Raw genomic sequence first — 14,863 nt, 5'->3', positions numbered from 1 at the left:
GCGCGCCCGGCACCGCAATCGGACGATCTTGCGATGATCGCCATGGTGGAGCCGACGCACCGTCAGGTCAACCCGCGCCGGTGTGCGTACGGTCGGGGTACCTCGGAAACCTGGACGAGCGCCGTTAGAGTTGCCGAAAACCACGGCAGCGCAGTACCGCAGTAGTACCGAGGAGACAGCGTGCGGCCAGTCGGCAGCAAGTACCTGCTTGAGGAGGCCCTCGGACGCGGGGCCACCGGCACCGTCTGGCGTGCCCGGGTGCGGGACGGCGTGGTGGTGCCCGGGATCGAGCCCGGCCGCGCGGTGGCGATCAAGATACTGCGGGAGGAGCTGGCCGCCGACCCGGACGTCGTGATGCGCTTCCTGCGCGAGCGCTCCGTCCTGCTCCGGCTGACCCACCCGAACATCGTCCGGGTCCGCGACCTGGTGGTCGAGGGCGAGCTGCTGGCCCTGGTGATGGACCTGGTGCAGGGCCCCGACCTGTTCCACTACCTGCGCGGGAACGGGCCGTTCAGCCCGATCGCGGGCTCGCTGCTGATGGCCCAGATCGCCGACGCGCTGGCCGCCAGCCACGCCGACGGCGTGGTGCACCGCGACCTCAAGCCGGCCAACGTGCTGCTCGCCTCCACCAGCGTGGACGGCGCCGAGCAGATGCACCCGATGCTCACCGACTTCGGCATCGCCCGGCTCGCCGACTCCCCGGGCATCACCCGCAGCCACGAGTTCGTCGGCACTCCCGCGTACGTCGCCCCCGAGTCCGCCGACGGCCGCCCGCAGACCTCGGCGGTGGACGTCTACGGCGCCGGCATCATGCTGTACGAGCTGACCACCGGCCGGGCCCCGTTCCAGGGCGACAACCCGGTGGCGATCCTGCAGGCGCACCTGGCCCAGGACCCGGAGCGCCCGCGCACCATGCCCGAGCCGCTCTGGACGGTGATCGAGCGCTGCCTGCGCAAGGACCCGGCCCAGCGGCCCAGCGCGGTGGCGCTGGCGCAGGCGCTGCGGGTGGTGGCCGCCGGGATCGGCGTGCACGCCTCGCCGGACCAGGCCGAGGCCGCCTTCGCGGTGGCCGGGCTGCTCCGGCCGGACCCGAGCCCCACCCCGGCGACCGCCGGGCCGACCGAGCCCGGCGTGCCGGTGCCGGCCCAGTTCGCCGACTCCTCCTTCGGTGACCAGACCTTCGGTGACCAGACCCAGGTGCTGCCCTCGGGCCAGTACGACGCCGCTGCCGCCACCCAGTTGATGAGCCCTCAGGGCGGTCCGGTGCCCCCCGCGGGCGCCGGCGACCGGACGGCCGTCATGCCGCAGGCCCCCGCGGTGCCGCCCGGCCCGCCCGGTACGCCGCCCCCGGCCGGGCCGCCCGCCCCCGAGCAGCCGCACCCCTGGCAGACCCAGCTCCGGGCGGCCCGGGACCGCAACCAGCAGACCGAGGTGTTCGCCCCCGGCGACCACGGCGCCCCGGACGACTGGCCCGCCGCCCGGGTGGCCCCGCAGCCCTACCAGTCCCGGCCGCAGCCCCAGCAGGGCTACCAGCCGCCGCAGCCGTACTCCCCGTACCGCCCGGACCAGCAGCAGCCCGGCCCGCCGCCGGGCCGCCCGGCCGGCCGGCCGCAGCCGCCCGGCGGCTACGCCCAGCGCCCGCCGGTCGCCCCGCCGCCGTACCCGGGCCAGGGCCACCCCCAGCCGGGGTACGGGCAGCAGCAGGCGCCGCAGCCGGGCTACGGCTACCCGCAGGCCCAGCAGCAGCCCCAGCCGCCCGCCTACCAGCAGGCCCCGCCGCCCGCCCCGGCACCGGTGCGCCGCCAGGAGCCGGCCCCGCAGCGGCGCCAGGAGCCCCCGGCCCCGCAGCGGCGCGAGCCCGAGCCCCCGCGCGAGCGGGAGCGCGAGCCGCGCCGGCGCAGCCGGAACCGGATGTACATCCCGGGGCTCGGCTGCCTGAAGGGCTGTCTGATGATCATCGTGGTGCTGGCCCTCGGCGTGCTGGCGCTGTGGAACTTCACCGACCTGCCGGTCTGGTGGGAGAACGTGAAGGGCTGGTTCGCCGACGCCAGCGACTGGGTCACCAGCCTGACGGGCAGTTAGCGCCCCCGGCCGGGGCGCCGCCGCCCCGGTCGGCCGACGGGCCGTCAGACCGCAGGCGGTGTTGGCGACTTGTCGACAATTCAGGATTTTTCCTGCCCCCGAGGGCTGTTGAGGGCCGCCGGGCGTCCCCCGAACGGCCCTCGGGCGCGTAGGTTGGGTGGCTGAGATGCACCGACCTACCGAGCGCGCAGCCGGGCAGCGCGCTCCCGCCGCCTACGGAGCAGCAGCATTGGCACGCAAGATCGGCAGCCGTTACACCGTCCAACAGGTGATCGGCCGGGGGTCCGCCGGGACCGTCTGGCTCGGTGAGGGCCCGGACGGACCGGTGGCAGTCAAGCTGCTGCGCGAGGACCTGGCCTCCGATCAGGTGCTGGTCGGCCGCTTCGTCCAGGAGCGCGCGGCGCTCACCAGCCTGGACCACCCCAACGTGGTCGAGGTCCGCGACATGGTGGTGGACGGCGACGACCTGGCCCTGGTGATGGAGCTGGTGCAGGGCACCGACCTGCGCTCCCGGCTGGAGCGCGAGGGCGCGCTGGCCCCGGCGGTGGCCGTCTCGGTGATCGCCGACGTGGCCGACGGCCTGGCCGCCGCCCACGCGGCCGGCATCGTGCACCGGGACGTGAAGCCGGAGAACGTACTGCTCGACCTGGCCGCCCCGACCGGCCCCGGCGGCGCCCCGCGCGCCAAGCTCACCGACTTCGGCATCGCCCGCCTGGTGGACGCCCCGCGCCGCACCCGGGCCACCCGGATCATCGGCACCCCCGACTACCTGGCCCCCGAGATCATCGAGGGCCTGGAGCCGCGCGCCGCCGTCGACATCTACGCGCTGGCCACCGTGCTCTACGAACTGCTCACCGGCTTCACCCCGTTCGGCGGCGGGCACACCGGCGCGGTGCTCCGACGGCACGTCACCGAGCAGGTGCCGCCGATCCCGGGCCTGCCCGAGGGCCTGTCCCGGATCATCACCGAGTGCCTGGCAAAGGCCCCCGCCTCCCGGCTGCGCGCCGCCGAGCTGGCCGAGCGGCTGCGCGATCAGCTGCCGTACCTGGTCGGCCTGCCCCCGCAGCTGCCGCCGGAGCGGGCCGAGGCCGAGCCGCCGCTCACCCCGGGCGAGGCGGTCTACACCGAGGTGGACGCCGGCCCCGGCACCCACCGCCGCCGGCGCGGCCCGGCCGTCCCGCTGGTCCAGGCCCCGCTGCCGGACTCCACCCGGGACACCCACACCAGCCTGCGCCGCCCGTCCGACCGCGAACTCGCCTCCTACGCCGCCGAGTCCCAGGCCCAGCGCCGGGAGTCCGCCCCGGCCGGCCACCGCAAGGGCCGCCGGGCGCTGGTGCGCCGCCGCCGGCTCTACGCGGTGCTGATCGCGGTGGTGCTGCTGCTGGCCGGAGCCGCCGCCGCGTACTCCGCGTTCGCCCGGGAACGGCACGCCGCCGGGGCGCGACCGGCGGGAATCCACGAGGTGACGGACACCCATGCACGGCCGGGGCCGCCGAACCATTAGTCTGGTGGCGTGGCAGCCGTCGATCCTTCCGAAGAGCTCAAGTCCCTCGAAACGACCATGGGGTCGATCGAGGCCGTCCTCGACCTGGACAAGATCCGGGCCGACATCGCCGTACTGGAGGAGGAGGCAGCCGCCCCGGCCCTCTGGGACGACGTCGCGAACGCCCAGAAGGTGACCAGCCGGCTCTCCTTCCTCCAGGGCGAGGTCCGCAAGTTCGAGACCCTGCGCGGCCGGGTCGAGGACCTCGGCGTGCTGTTCGAGCTCGCCGAGGCCGAGGACGACGCGGACACCCGTGCCGAGGCCGAGGCCGAGCTGACGTCGGTGCAGAAGGCGGTCGAGGAGCTCGAGGTCCGCACCCTGCTCTCCGGCGAGTACGACGCCCGCGAGGCCCTGGTCAACATCCGGGCCGAGGCCGGTGGCGTGGACGCCGCCGACTTCGCCGAGCAGCTGATGCGGATGTACATCCGCTGGGCCGAGCGGCACGGCTACCCGACCGAGGTCTACGACACCTCGTACGCCGAAGAGGCCGGCATCAAGTCCGCCACCTTCACCGTCAAGGCGCCCTACGCCTACGGCACCCTCTCGGTCGAGCAGGGCACCCACCGCCTGGTCCGCATCTCGCCGTTCGACAACCAGGGCCGCCGGCAGACCTCGTTCGCCGGCGTCGAGGTGCTCCCGGTCGTCGAGACCTCCGACCACGTCGACATCGACGAGGGCGAGCTGCGGGTCGACGTGTACCGCGCCTCCGGCCCCGGCGGCCAGGGCGTCAACACCACCGACTCGGCGGTCCGGATCACCCACCTGCCGACCGGCATCGTGGTCTCCTGCCAGAACGAGCGCTCGCAGATCCAGAACAAGGCGTCCGCGATGAACGTCCTCCAGGCGAAGCTGCTGGAGCGGCGCCGTCAGGAGGAGCGCGCCGCGATGGACGCGCTCAAGGACGGCGGCTCGTCCTGGGGCAACCAGATGCGCTCGTACGTGCTGCACCCGTACCAGATGGTCAAGGACCTGCGGACGGAGTTCGAGGTCGGCAACCCGCAGTCGGTGCTGGACGGCGACATCGACGGCTTCATCGAGGCCGGCATCCGTTGGCGGAAGCAGCGGGAAGCCGCCGCGTAAGGACGCACCGAAAAGGGCCCCGGGAGCTTCCCGGGGCCCTTTCGCGTGCGGGGGTCGGTCAGGCCAGGGCCTGACGGGCGATCAGGGCCACCGCCAGCAGGCCGACCAGCAGCGCCAGCAGCGCCGTCGGGGACAGTGCGGCGAACGGGCCCTGCTGCTCCTGGAGCCGGGCCCGGTTGGCGCGGCAGACCTGGCAGCGGCCGTCACTCACGCGGCCGTTGCAGTTGGCGCACACCAGATGGTCGCAAGTCATGCGATCTCCTCCTTGCTGGTTACTGCAACGCGCCGGACGGGCTTCCGGTTCCTCCGACGGCCCCGGACGGACGCTCTCTGCTACCACTGTGCCAGGTTCCGGCCGTTCCGGCCCGTCCTCCCCGTTCGCCGACCGCTCAACCCTTTGCGAAGCTGTGACATGGATCGCATTTATCGGGGCAAAACGGGTCGATGCTCACCAAATCCCAGGTGAAGCCCGGTTCACTGCCTGCGGGTGCGGAGGGGCTTCGCGTAGGGTCCGAGTCCTGACCCACCTAGGATGGCCCCCGTGATGCAGCCGTGATCAGATTCGACAACGTCTCCAAGACCTATCCCAAGCAGAACCGTCCGGCCCTGGACAACGTCTCGCTGGAGATCGAGAAGGGCGAGTTCGTCTTCCTGGTCGGTTCGTCCGGCTCCGGCAAGTCGACCTTCCTGAGGCTCTGCCTGCGCGAGGAGCGGCCGAGCACCGGCGCGGTGCACGTGCTGGGCAAGGACCTCGGCAAGCTGTCCAACTGGAAGGTGCCGCACATGCGGCGCCAGCTGGGCACCGTCTTCCAGGACTTCCGCCTGCTGCCGAACAAGACCGTCGCGCAGAACGTCGCGTTCGCGCTGGAGGTCATCGGCAAGCCGAAGAGCGCCATCAACAAGGTGGTGCCCGAGGTGCTCGACCTGGTCGGCCTCGGCGGCAAGGAGGACCGGATGCCCGGTGAGCTCTCCGGTGGTGAGCAGCAGCGCGTGGCCATCGCCCGGGCCTTCGTGAACCGTCCGATGCTGCTGATCGCGGACGAGCCCACGGGTAACCTCGACCCGCAGAACTCGGTCGGCATCATGAAGCTGCTCGACCGGATCAACCGCACCGGCACCACGGTCCTGATGGCCACGCACGACCAGGCCATCGTCGACCAGATGCGCAAGCGGGTGATCGAGCTCGACAAGGGGCTGCTGGTCCGCGACCAGGCCCGCGGCGTCTACGGCTACCAGAACTGAGCCACCTGACGCCCCGTCCGCCTGCCCGCCCCGCCTGCCTGCCCCTGGAGTAATCGCCATGCGCGCCCAGTTCGTCCTGTCGGAGATCGGTGTCGGTCTCCGCCGCAACCTGACCATGACCATCGCGGTCGTGGTCAGCGTCGCGCTCTCGCTCGCCCTCGCCGGTGCCTCCCTGCTGGTCCGCGACCAGGTCAACTCCATGAAGGGGTACTGGTACGACAAGGTCGAGGTGAGCATCTACTTCTGCACCAAGTCGGACGCCAAGACCTCCGCCCAGTGCTCGGCGGGTGCCGCCACCGACCAGCAGATCGCCGAGGTCAAGGGCCAGCTGGACAAGATGACCCAGCTGGTGCAGAGCTCCACCTTCGAGAGCTCGCAGGACGCCTACAAGCGGTGGAAGGAGACCAACCCGGACAACCCGCTGATCAGCGCGGTGGGTGCGGAGGCGATGCCGCAGTCCTGGCGGGTCAAGCTGAACGACCCGACCAAGTACGACGTGGTGCAGAGCGCCTTCGCCGGCAAGCCGGGCGTGAAGTCGGTCGAGGACCAGCGGAAGATCCTGGAGAACCTGTTCGGCCTGCTGAACGGCCTGCAGACCGCCGCCTTCGTGATCATGGTGCTGATGCTGTTCGTCGCCCTGCTGCTGATCGTGAACACCGTCCGGGTGTCCGCGTTCAGCCGACGGCGCGAGACCGGCATCATGCGCCTGGTCGGTGCCTCCAACTTCTACGTGCAGATGCCGTTCATCGCGGAGGCGGCGTTCGCCGCGCTGCTCGGGGCGGTGCTGGCCTCCGGGCTGCTGATCGGCGGGCACTTCTTCGTCCAGAACTTCCTGGCCGAGCGGGTGCAGTTCATCCACTTCATCGGGCTGTCCTCGGTGCTCACCGTCATCCCGCTGCTGGTCGTGGTCGGCATGGGGATGGCGGGCATCGCGGCCTTCATCACCCTCCGGAAGTACCTCAAGGTCTGACGGGCCCTCAGGCACTGCGCCTAGACTCCCTTGCCATGCCGGTGACACTGCGTGCGGGAGTGCGCCAGGGAGCGATGCTCTCCCTGGCGTTCGGCGCCGTGCTGTTCACCGGGGCGGTCACCGGGGCCTGGAGCGGGGCCCCGGCCGAGGACCGCCCGCCCTCCTCCTCCGATGCCCTGGCCGGGCGTGACCTGGCCGGGGCATCGCTGTCCCGGCAGCAGGCCGAGCGGCTGGTCGCCGAGGGCGGCGACCCGTGGGCCGCGTACTACTCGCCGGGGGAGTACACCGACCTGACCGAGGGGCGCTACCGGGGTGTCGGGCTCTCCGTCCGGCGGTCCGCCGACGGGGCCACCACGGTGGACCGGGTGCATCCGGACGGGCCGGCCCGGCAGGCCGGGATCGCCGCCGGGGACGTGCTGCTGGGGATCGACGGCAAGGCCGCCGACCGGCTGCCGGTCACCGAGGTGGTGGCCGGCCTGCGCGGCGAGACCGGCACCGAGGTGGAGCTGACGGTCCGTCGGCCGGGCGCCGCGCCACGCGAGCTGCGGCTGCGCCGGACCGAGCTGGAGGCCAGGGACGTGACCGCCGAGCAGCTGCGGCCCGGCGTCGTGCGGGTCGCCGTGCGCGGCTTCACCGCCGGGGTGGCCGGGCAGGTCGCGGACGCCGTCCGGGGTGCCCGCGGCGTGCTGCTGGACCTGCGGGGGAACTCGGGCGGGCTGGTGGACGAGGCGGTGGCCACCGCCTCGCTGTTCCTGGACGGCGGCCCGGTGGCCTCGTACCAGGAGCGCGGCGAGCGGCGCGAGCTCACCGCCGCGCGCGGGGGAGACACCGCCGTGCCCCTGGTGGTGCTGGTGGACGGCGGCACCATGAGCGCGGCCGAACTGCTCGCCGGCGCGCTCCAGGACCGCAGCCGCGCCGTGCTGGTCGGCGCCCGGACCTTCGGCAAGGGCACCGTCCAGCAGCCCAGCCGGCTCGCCGACGGCGCCGTCCTGGAGCTCACCGTGGGCCGCTACACCACCCCGTCCGGCCGCTCCCCGGACGGCACCGGCCTGACCCCCGACGTCCCGCAGCCGGCCGGTGGCGACCCGGACGCCGCCACCCGGCTCGCCGACACCGTGCTCTCCGGGCTGGGGCGCGGACAAAGGGGCTGACCATCCGCCCGGCGAGGTGCGAGAATGGCCGGTGCTATGGCTAAGGAAACCGGAAAGAAGCTGATCGCGCAGAACAAGAAGGCGCGACACGAGTACACCATCCTCGACACGTACGAATGCGGCATGGTGCTGACCGGCACGGAGGTGAAGTCGCTCCGCGAGGGGCGGGCGAACCTGGTGGACGGTTACGCCTACGTGCAGAACCACGAAGCGTGGGTCGACAACGTCTTCATCCCCGAGTACACCCAGGGGACCTGGACGAACCACGCCTCGCGGCGCAAGCGCAAGCTGCTGCTGCACAAGCTCGAGATCCGCAAGATCGAGTCCAAGGTCAAGGAGACCGGCCACACCCTGGTGCCGCTCTCGCTGTACTTCAAGGACGGCCGGGTGAAGCTGGAGCTGGCCCTGGCGGTCGGCAAGAAGCTCTACGACAAGCGGCAGACCCTGCGCGAGAAGCAGGACCGCCGCGAGTCGGACCGGGCGGTGGCGGCGGCGCGCCGCCGTCAGAAGTAATCCGCTTGGCCCGGGCCGGTGCCTGCGCGTACTATGGCCCGAGCAACACCGCCGGAGGGCTCGCCCGCCGGAGCTGTTTGTCAAATGAACATGGGGATGATCGGTTTCGACAGGGGACGTCGAAACAGGAGAAGCGAGCCGAGGAACGCGGCAATGATCTCGTTAACCACCTGTCGCAAAAAAATAATCGCCAACTCTAAGCGCGATTCCCAGCAGTTCGCTCTCGCTGCCTAAGCAAGAGTGAATGGGTGTCAGCCCGGGGAGTTCCCGACCCGGATCCTGGCATAATCTAGGGAACTCATCCGCCACCCCGGCCACGGGGGTCGGCGGAAAAACCAAACAGTGGCTGGGCCTGTTGGCGGCTTGTCCGCGTGACTGCCAGGGCCGAGAAACTCACAGCGGACTGCGCTCGGAGAAGTCCTGAATCCACTCCACTGGACCCGGGTTCGATTCCCGGCATCTCCACAGACCCATGTCGCTTGAAGGCCGCACTCCCTCGGGAGGCGGCCTTCTCGCGTTCCCGCGCCTCACAGTGCCCCGGGCCGCCCGGTGAGAGGACGGTACCGCCGGGTTCACAGCCCACAACTCCCCCGAAATCCCGGCCCGTTAGGGTCGGCCGGGTCAGGGCGGCGGACTTGGACCAGGGGAGTGGCGATGAGTGGGGACACGACGGTGGGACGGCGCTGGATCCAGGAGTGGGACCCGGAGGACCGGGACTTCTGGGAGCGGACGGGGCGCCGGACGGCCAACCGGAACCTGGTCTTCTCGGTGCTCTCCGAGCACATCGGCTTCTCGATCTGGAGCCTCTGGTCGGTGATGGTCCTCTTCATGGGCCCGAAGTACGGCATCGACCCGGCCGGGAAGTTCTTCCTGGTCGCGATGCCCACCCTGGTGGGCGCCTTCGTCCGCATCCCCTACACCGTCGCGGTGGCCCGCTTCGGCGGACGGAACTGGACGGTGGTGTCGGCGCTGCTCCTGCTGCTGCCCGCGCTGGCCGCCGCGTACGTGATGGAGCCGGGGACCTCCTACACCACCTTCCTGGTGGTGGCCGCGCTGACCGGGCTCGGCGGCGGGAACTTCGCCTCCTCGATGACCAACATCAACGCCTTCTTCCCGCAGCACCGCAAGGGCTGGGCGCTCGGGCTGAACGCCGGCGGCGGGAACATCGGGGTGCCGGTGATCCAGCTGGTGGCGCTGGCCGTGATCACCTGGGCCGGGGCCGCCTCGCCCCGGCTGGTGCTGGGCATCTACATCCCGCTGATCGTGGTCGCGGCCACCCTGGCCGCGCTCTTCATGGACAACCTGGCGCCGGTGAAGAACGACACCGGGGCGCTGGGCGAGGTGCTGAGGGAGCGTCACACCTGGCTGATGTCCGTCCTCTACATCGGCACCTTCGGATCCTTCATCGGCTTCAGCTTCGCCTTCGGCCTGGTCCTGCAGACCCAGTTCGGCCGCACCCCGCTGCAGGCCGCCCAGCTCACCTTCGTCGGCCCGCTGCTCGGCTCGCTGATCCGCCCGCTCGGCGGCCGGCTGGCCGACCGGTGGGGCGGTGCCCGGATCACCCTGTGGAACTTCGCCGGGATGGCGGCGGCCACCCTGGTGGTGCTGTACGCCTCCTCGCAGCGCTCGCTGCCGGTCTTCCTGGCCGGCTTCACCACCCTCTTCGTCCTGGCCGGGCTGGGCAACGGCTCGACCTACAAGATGATCCCGGTGATCTTCGAGGCCAAGGCGCAGAACCGGATCGCCCAGCTCGGGGAGAGCGCCGAGCGGGCGGCCGGCTGGTCCCGCCGGATGTCCGGCGCGGCGGTCGGGGTGATCGGTGCGGTGGGCGCGCTCGGCGGGCTGTTCATCAACCTGGCCTTCCGGCAGTCCTTCCTGACGGCGGGGACCGGCACCCCCGCGTTCGCCGCCTTCCTGGTCGCGTACGCGGTCTGCGCCGCCCTCACCTGGGCCGTCTACCTGCGCCGTCCCACCGGCACCCCCGCGCCCGCCCCGGCCAAGGAGCCGGTCAGCGCCTGAACCGGGCACCGGGCCGGCCGTCCGTGCGGGGCGGCCGGCCCGGCACCGTGAAACACCCCGGAAATACTTCCGACCCCGCCGCGACACCGCTGCGGGGGAGGATGCCCGTCCACCCACCCTCCCGGCCCGCCGCAGCCGGGGTGCGCACCATCGAAGGACCCAGAGCCATGGACGAACTGACGGATGCTCAGCCGGCCGAGCCGGTGCCGCCGCTGGCCGGATTCACCGTCGGCATCACCGCCGCCCGCCGCTCCGAGGAGCTGGCCACGCTGCTCCAGCGCCGGGGCGCCGCCGTGCAGCGGGCCGCCGCGCTGCGGATCGTGCCGCTGCCCGACGACACCGAACTGCTGGCCGCCACCCGGGCGTTGGTGGCCGACCCGCCGGACGTCGCGGTGGCCACCACCGGGATCGGCTTCCGGGGCTGGATCGAGGCCGCCGAGGGCTGGGGCCTCGGCGACGAGCTGATCGAACGGCTCGGCAAGGCCGCCGTACTGGCCCGGGGGCCCAAGGCCAAGGGCGCGATCCGGGCCGCCGGGCTGCGGGAGCAGTGGTCGGCCGAGTCGGAGTCCTCGGTGGAGGTGCTGGAGCGCTTGCTGGAGCAGGGCGTCGAGGGCCTGCGGATCGCCGTCCAGCTGCACGGCGCCCCGCAGCGGGACTTCGTCGACTCGCTCACCGCGGCCGGCGCCGAGGTGGTCGAGGTGCCGGTCTACCGCTGGCTTCCGCCCGCCGACCTCGCCCCGCTGGACCGGCTGCTGGACGCCTGCTGCGCCGGCGCCCTGGACGCGATCACCTTCACCTCGGCCCCCGCCGCGATCAGCCTGCTCGACCGGGCCGCCGAGCGCGGCCTCACCGCCGAGCTGCTGCACGCGCTGCGCCGGGACGTCCTGCCGGTCTGCGTCGGGCCGGTGACGGCGGCCCCGCTGGAGGAACTGGACGTCGCCACCGTCTGGCCGGAGCGGATGCGGCTCGGCGCGATGGTCCAGCTGCTCACCGCCCGGCTCCCGGAGCGCGGTCGCCGCCTCTCGGTGGCCGGGCACCAGGTGGAGCTGCGCGGCCAGGCCGCCCTGGTCGACGGCGAGCTGCGGCCCGTACCGCCCGCCGGGATGGCCCTGCTGCGCGCGCTGGCCCGCCGCCCCGGCTGGGTGGTGCCGCGCGCCGAGCTGCTCCGCGCCCTCCCGGGCAGCGGCAACGACGAGCACGCCGTGGAGACCGCGATGGCCCGCCTGCGGGCGGCCCTGGGGACCCCGAACCTGGTCGCCACGGTGGTCAAGCGCGGCTACCGCCTGGCGGTCGACCCGACGGCGGGGCCGGGCGGGAAGTACGGCGCCGCGTAGCGGCTGCGCCGGGCCGCCGGGGCGGACTGCGCGGACGGGGCGGACGGGGTGCCGGGGCCGTGCGGTCGGCAGGCCGGGCTCGGGACGGTCGGACGGCGGGGCTGACGGGGAGTCAGGGGCGGGGCGGTGGCGTGCGGGGCCGTCGGCCGGGGGAGGGGTCGCAGGGCGGACGGGCCGGCTGACGGGCCGATCGGCAGGCGGGGTCCGCAGGGGTGAGCGGCGGACGGGCGGGCTAGGCGGGCTGACGGGAAGTCAGGGCCGGCGTGGTGGACGGACCGGTCTCCGGACGGCCGGGCCGGGGCGCGGGTGCCGGTTCGGCCTCTCCGCTCCCCGGCCGGGAGGCTGCCGTGCGGCCGGGGGGAGGCGGTGGGGTGAAGGCGATGTGTGCGGGTGTCTGCCGCTGGGCGGGTTCTGAGGCGTAGGATCTTCCGTCCGTCTCTTTTTCCGCAGGTTCCCCCTCAGCCGCCACCGAACGAGGCCATGCACAGCAGCACAGACTCAGACACCGTCCGAGACCGCGAGATCGCCGAGGAGCAGCGCCACCTCGACACCGTCTACCACCGGTTGGAGGAGAAGCTCGCCGAGGCCGAGTACGTCCTCGAGGACGCCGCCAAGCGCGTCCACGTCGGCACGCCCGGCGCGCTGGCCGAGCGGGACGCCCAGGTGTACCGCGCCGGGGCGCACCTGCACCGGCTGAACACCGAGTTCGAGGACTTCCTGTTCGGCCGGATCGACCTCCAGCAGGCCGACGCTCCGGAGGAGCACGGCATCCCGTCGCAGACCCCGCTCGACCCGGCCGACCCGGCCGTCGCCGAGACGCTGCACATCGGCCGGCTCGGCGTGCTGGACGCCGAGTTCGGCCCGCTGGTGATCGACTGGCGGGCCCCGGCCGCCGCGCCGTTCTACCGCTCCACCCCGGTCGAGCCGGGCCGGGTGATCCGCCGCCGGGTGATCCGCTCCAAGGGCCGCCGGGTGATCGGCGTCGAGGACGACCTGCTCCGCCCGGACCTGACGCCCACCCTGGGCGGCCGGGAGCTGCCGGTGGTCGGCGACGGCGCGCTGATGGCCACACTGGGCCGGGCTCGCAGCCACACCATGCGCGACATCGTCTCCTCGATCCAGAAGGAGCAGGACGAGGTGATCCGGGCCCCCGCGCCCGGCGCCACCCTGGTCACCGGCGGCCCGGGCACCGGGAAGACCGCCGTCGCGCTGCACCGCGCCGCGTTCCTGCTCTACCAGGACCGCCGCCGGTACGCGGGCGGCATCCTGGTGGTCAGCCCGACCGCGCTGCTGGTCTCGTACACCGAGGGCGTGCTGCCCGCGCTGGGCGAGGAGGGCCAGGTGGCGATCCGTGCGGTCGGCAGCCTGGTGGACGGCATCGAGGCGGGCCGGTACGACACCCCGGAGACGGCGCACGTGAAGGGCTCGGCCCGGATGGTGACGCTGCTGCGCCGCGCCGCCAGGGCCGCGCTGGAGCTGGGCGCGCCGACCGAGCTGAAGGTCTTCGCCCGTGGCGAGGCGCTCCGCCTCGACGCCGGCCGCCTGAAGGCCGTCCGGGGCAACGTGATCGGTTCCGGCGGCACCCCGCTCAACCTGCTCCGCCCGCGCGCCCGTCGGCTGCTGCTGGACGCGCTCTGGCAGCAGGCCGTCCGGAACATGCCGCGCCCCACCGACCACTACGCCCGCGAGCAGCGCCAGGAGGAGAAGGAGGCGTTCGACGAGTACGTCTCGGACGAGGCCGCCTTCCTGGACTTCCTGGACGCCTGGTGGCCGGCCCTGACGCCGCGCCGGGTGCTGGCCACCCTGAAGCAGGCCAAGCACACCAACCGGATCGCCCGACGGGCCGTCACCCCGGAGGAGGCCCGGCTGCTGGCCGACTCCTGGCGGCACCTGACGGCCCGTGGGGAGGGCGAGCTGTCGGCGCACGACGTGGCACTGGTGGACGAGCTCCAGCTGCTGCTCGGCGAGGCGGCGGTGCGCCGGGTCCGCGAGGTGGACGCGGTGGACATGCTGACCGGCCTGGACGAGGTGACCACCTACGCCGACCGGATGTCCCGCCAGCGCGAGCGCGTCCCGGTGGAGCGCACCGAGTACGCGCACGTGATCGTGGACGAGGCGCAGGACCTGACGCCGATGCAGTGGCGGATGGTCGGCCGCCGGGCCCGGATGGCCACCTGGACCATCGTCGGCGACCCGGCGCAGTCCTCCTGGCCGTTCCCGCAGGAGGCGCAGGCCGCGATGGACGAGGTGCTGGCCGGTAAGCCCCGCCGCCGGCACACCCTGACCGTCAACTACCGCAACCCCTCGGAGATCGCCGAGGTGGCGGCCAAGGTGCTGGAGCTGGCCGCGCCCGGCACCCCCTCGCCGACCGCCGTCCGCTCCACCGGCCTGGAGCCCCGCTTCGCCGCGGTCGGCTCGACCGAGCCGGCCGCGGTGGCGGCGGCGGCCCGGGCGGAGCTGGAGCGGCTGCTCGCCGAGGTGGACGGCACCGTCGCGGTGGTGGTCCCGATGGACCGCCGGGCCGAGGCGGCCGGCTGGGTGGCCGGGCTGGGCGGCCGGGCGGTGGCGCTGGGCTCGCTGGAGGCCAAGGGCCTGGAGTACGACGCCACGGTGGTGGCGGACCCGGTCGGGATCGCGGGTGAGTCGGAGGCGGGCCTGCGGGTGCTCTACGTGGCGCTGACCCGGGCGACCCAGCGGCTCACCGTGCTCTCCGGCCCGGACGACCTGCCGGACGCGGACGGGGTGCCGGCGCTGCTGCGCTGACGGACCGACAGCAAGAGGCCCCCTCACCGGTGGTGAGGGGGCCTCAGTGGCTTGTGACACCGACCCGCCATGCTCGCCTCGCGGCAAGTGGTCCCTCTAAGGGACGAAGGTTGGGCCCGGGGGCTTGGATCGAGCCGGTGCCTTGTCCAATGTAACGCATCGCCCG

11 protein-coding genes and 1 other RNA gene are annotated in these 14,863 nt (G+C 73.1%); 11 read left to right on the top strand and 1 reads right to left on the bottom strand.

All coding sequences use genetic code 11. The features are described 5' to 3' along the window. Positions 1–180 precede the first annotated feature (180 nt). The 3 genes from ACIRBX_RS31055 (at position 181) to prfB (ending at position 4,705) form a co-directional block, all read left to right on the top strand. Positions 181–2,082: a serine/threonine-protein kinase gene (locus tag ACIRBX_RS31055; protein ID WP_402302033.1), complete on the top strand. Its 1,902-nt coding sequence runs from the start codon at positions 181–183 to the stop codon at positions 2,080–2,082. 229 nt (positions 2,083–2,311) lie between these two features. Further along, on the top strand, positions 2,312–3,586 hold the full coding sequence (locus ACIRBX_RS31050) for a serine/threonine-protein kinase (RefSeq protein WP_402302032.1): 1,275 nt from the start codon (positions 2,312–2,314) through the stop codon (positions 3,584–3,586). 9 nt (positions 3,587–3,595) lie between these two features. Then, the gene (gene prfB / locus ACIRBX_RS31045; RefSeq protein WP_402302030.1) at positions 3,596–4,705 is read left to right on the top strand and encodes a peptide chain release factor 2; all 1,110 of its coding nucleotides are present in this window, start codon (positions 3,596–3,598) and stop codon (positions 4,703–4,705) included. Positions 4,706–4,763: 58 nt separating this feature from the next. Here the strand turns inward: prfB and ACIRBX_RS31040 are convergent, their stop codons facing one another. Next, complete coding sequence (locus tag ACIRBX_RS31040) at positions 4,764–4,958, bottom strand: hypothetical protein (RefSeq protein ID WP_402302027.1); 195 nt, start codon at positions 4,956–4,958, stop codon at positions 4,764–4,766. Positions 4,959–5,257: 299 nt separating this feature from the next. On the opposite strand from ACIRBX_RS31040, the gene ftsE reads away from it, so the two are divergent. From ftsE to ACIRBX_RS31000, 8 genes are all read left to right on the top strand, one after another. Beyond that, entirely contained in the window at positions 5,258–5,947 is a 690-nt protein-coding gene (gene ftsE / locus ACIRBX_RS31035) for a cell division ATP-binding protein FtsE (protein ID WP_345281355.1), read from the top strand. A 58-nt stretch (positions 5,948–6,005) separates the two neighbouring features. Next, positions 6,006–6,917 carry a permease-like cell division protein FtsX gene (gene ftsX / locus ACIRBX_RS31030; protein ID WP_402302023.1) on the top strand — a complete coding sequence of 304 codons (912 nt, stop codon included), beginning with the start codon at positions 6,006–6,008 and terminating at the stop codon, positions 6,915–6,917. 35 nt (positions 6,918–6,952) lie between these two features. Then, positions 6,953–8,068, top strand: coding sequence for a S41 family peptidase (locus ACIRBX_RS31025; protein ID WP_402302020.1), 1,116 nt, complete (start codon positions 6,953–6,955; stop codon positions 8,066–8,068). Between the two features lie 36 nt (positions 8,069–8,104). Continuing rightward, positions 8,105–8,581 carry an SsrA-binding protein SmpB gene (smpB, locus tag ACIRBX_RS31020; protein WP_402302017.1) on the top strand — a complete coding sequence of 159 codons (477 nt, stop codon included), beginning with the start codon at positions 8,105–8,107 and terminating at the stop codon, positions 8,579–8,581. A gap of 92 nt (positions 8,582–8,673) precedes the next feature. Beyond that, positions 8,674–9,049, top strand: a transfer-messenger RNA (tmRNA) gene (ssrA, locus tag ACIRBX_RS31015). 186 nt (positions 9,050–9,235) lie between these two features. Next, positions 9,236–10,600 (top strand): nitrate/nitrite transporter, encoded by a 1,365-nt coding sequence (locus ACIRBX_RS31010; protein ID WP_402302015.1) that lies wholly within the window; start codon positions 9,236–9,238, stop codon positions 10,598–10,600. A gap of 167 nt (positions 10,601–10,767) precedes the next feature. Continuing rightward, a complete protein-coding gene (locus tag ACIRBX_RS31005; protein ID WP_402302012.1) occupies positions 10,768–11,934 on the top strand; it encodes a uroporphyrinogen-III synthase in 1,167 nt (388 codons plus the stop codon). A gap of 480 nt (positions 11,935–12,414) precedes the next feature. After that, a complete protein-coding gene (locus ACIRBX_RS31000) occupies positions 12,415–14,697 on the top strand; it encodes a HelD family protein (RefSeq protein ID WP_402302011.1) in 2,283 nt (760 codons plus the stop codon). The last annotated feature ends 166 nt before the right edge of the window (positions 14,698–14,863 follow it).

Source organism: Kitasatospora sp. NPDC096147 (assembly GCF_044763225.1).
Classification (GTDB): Bacteria; Actinomycetota; Actinomycetes; order Streptomycetales; family Streptomycetaceae; genus Kitasatospora.
Note: the sequence above shows the minus strand (reverse complement) of the source record. Positions and strands in the feature narration are given on the sequence as shown.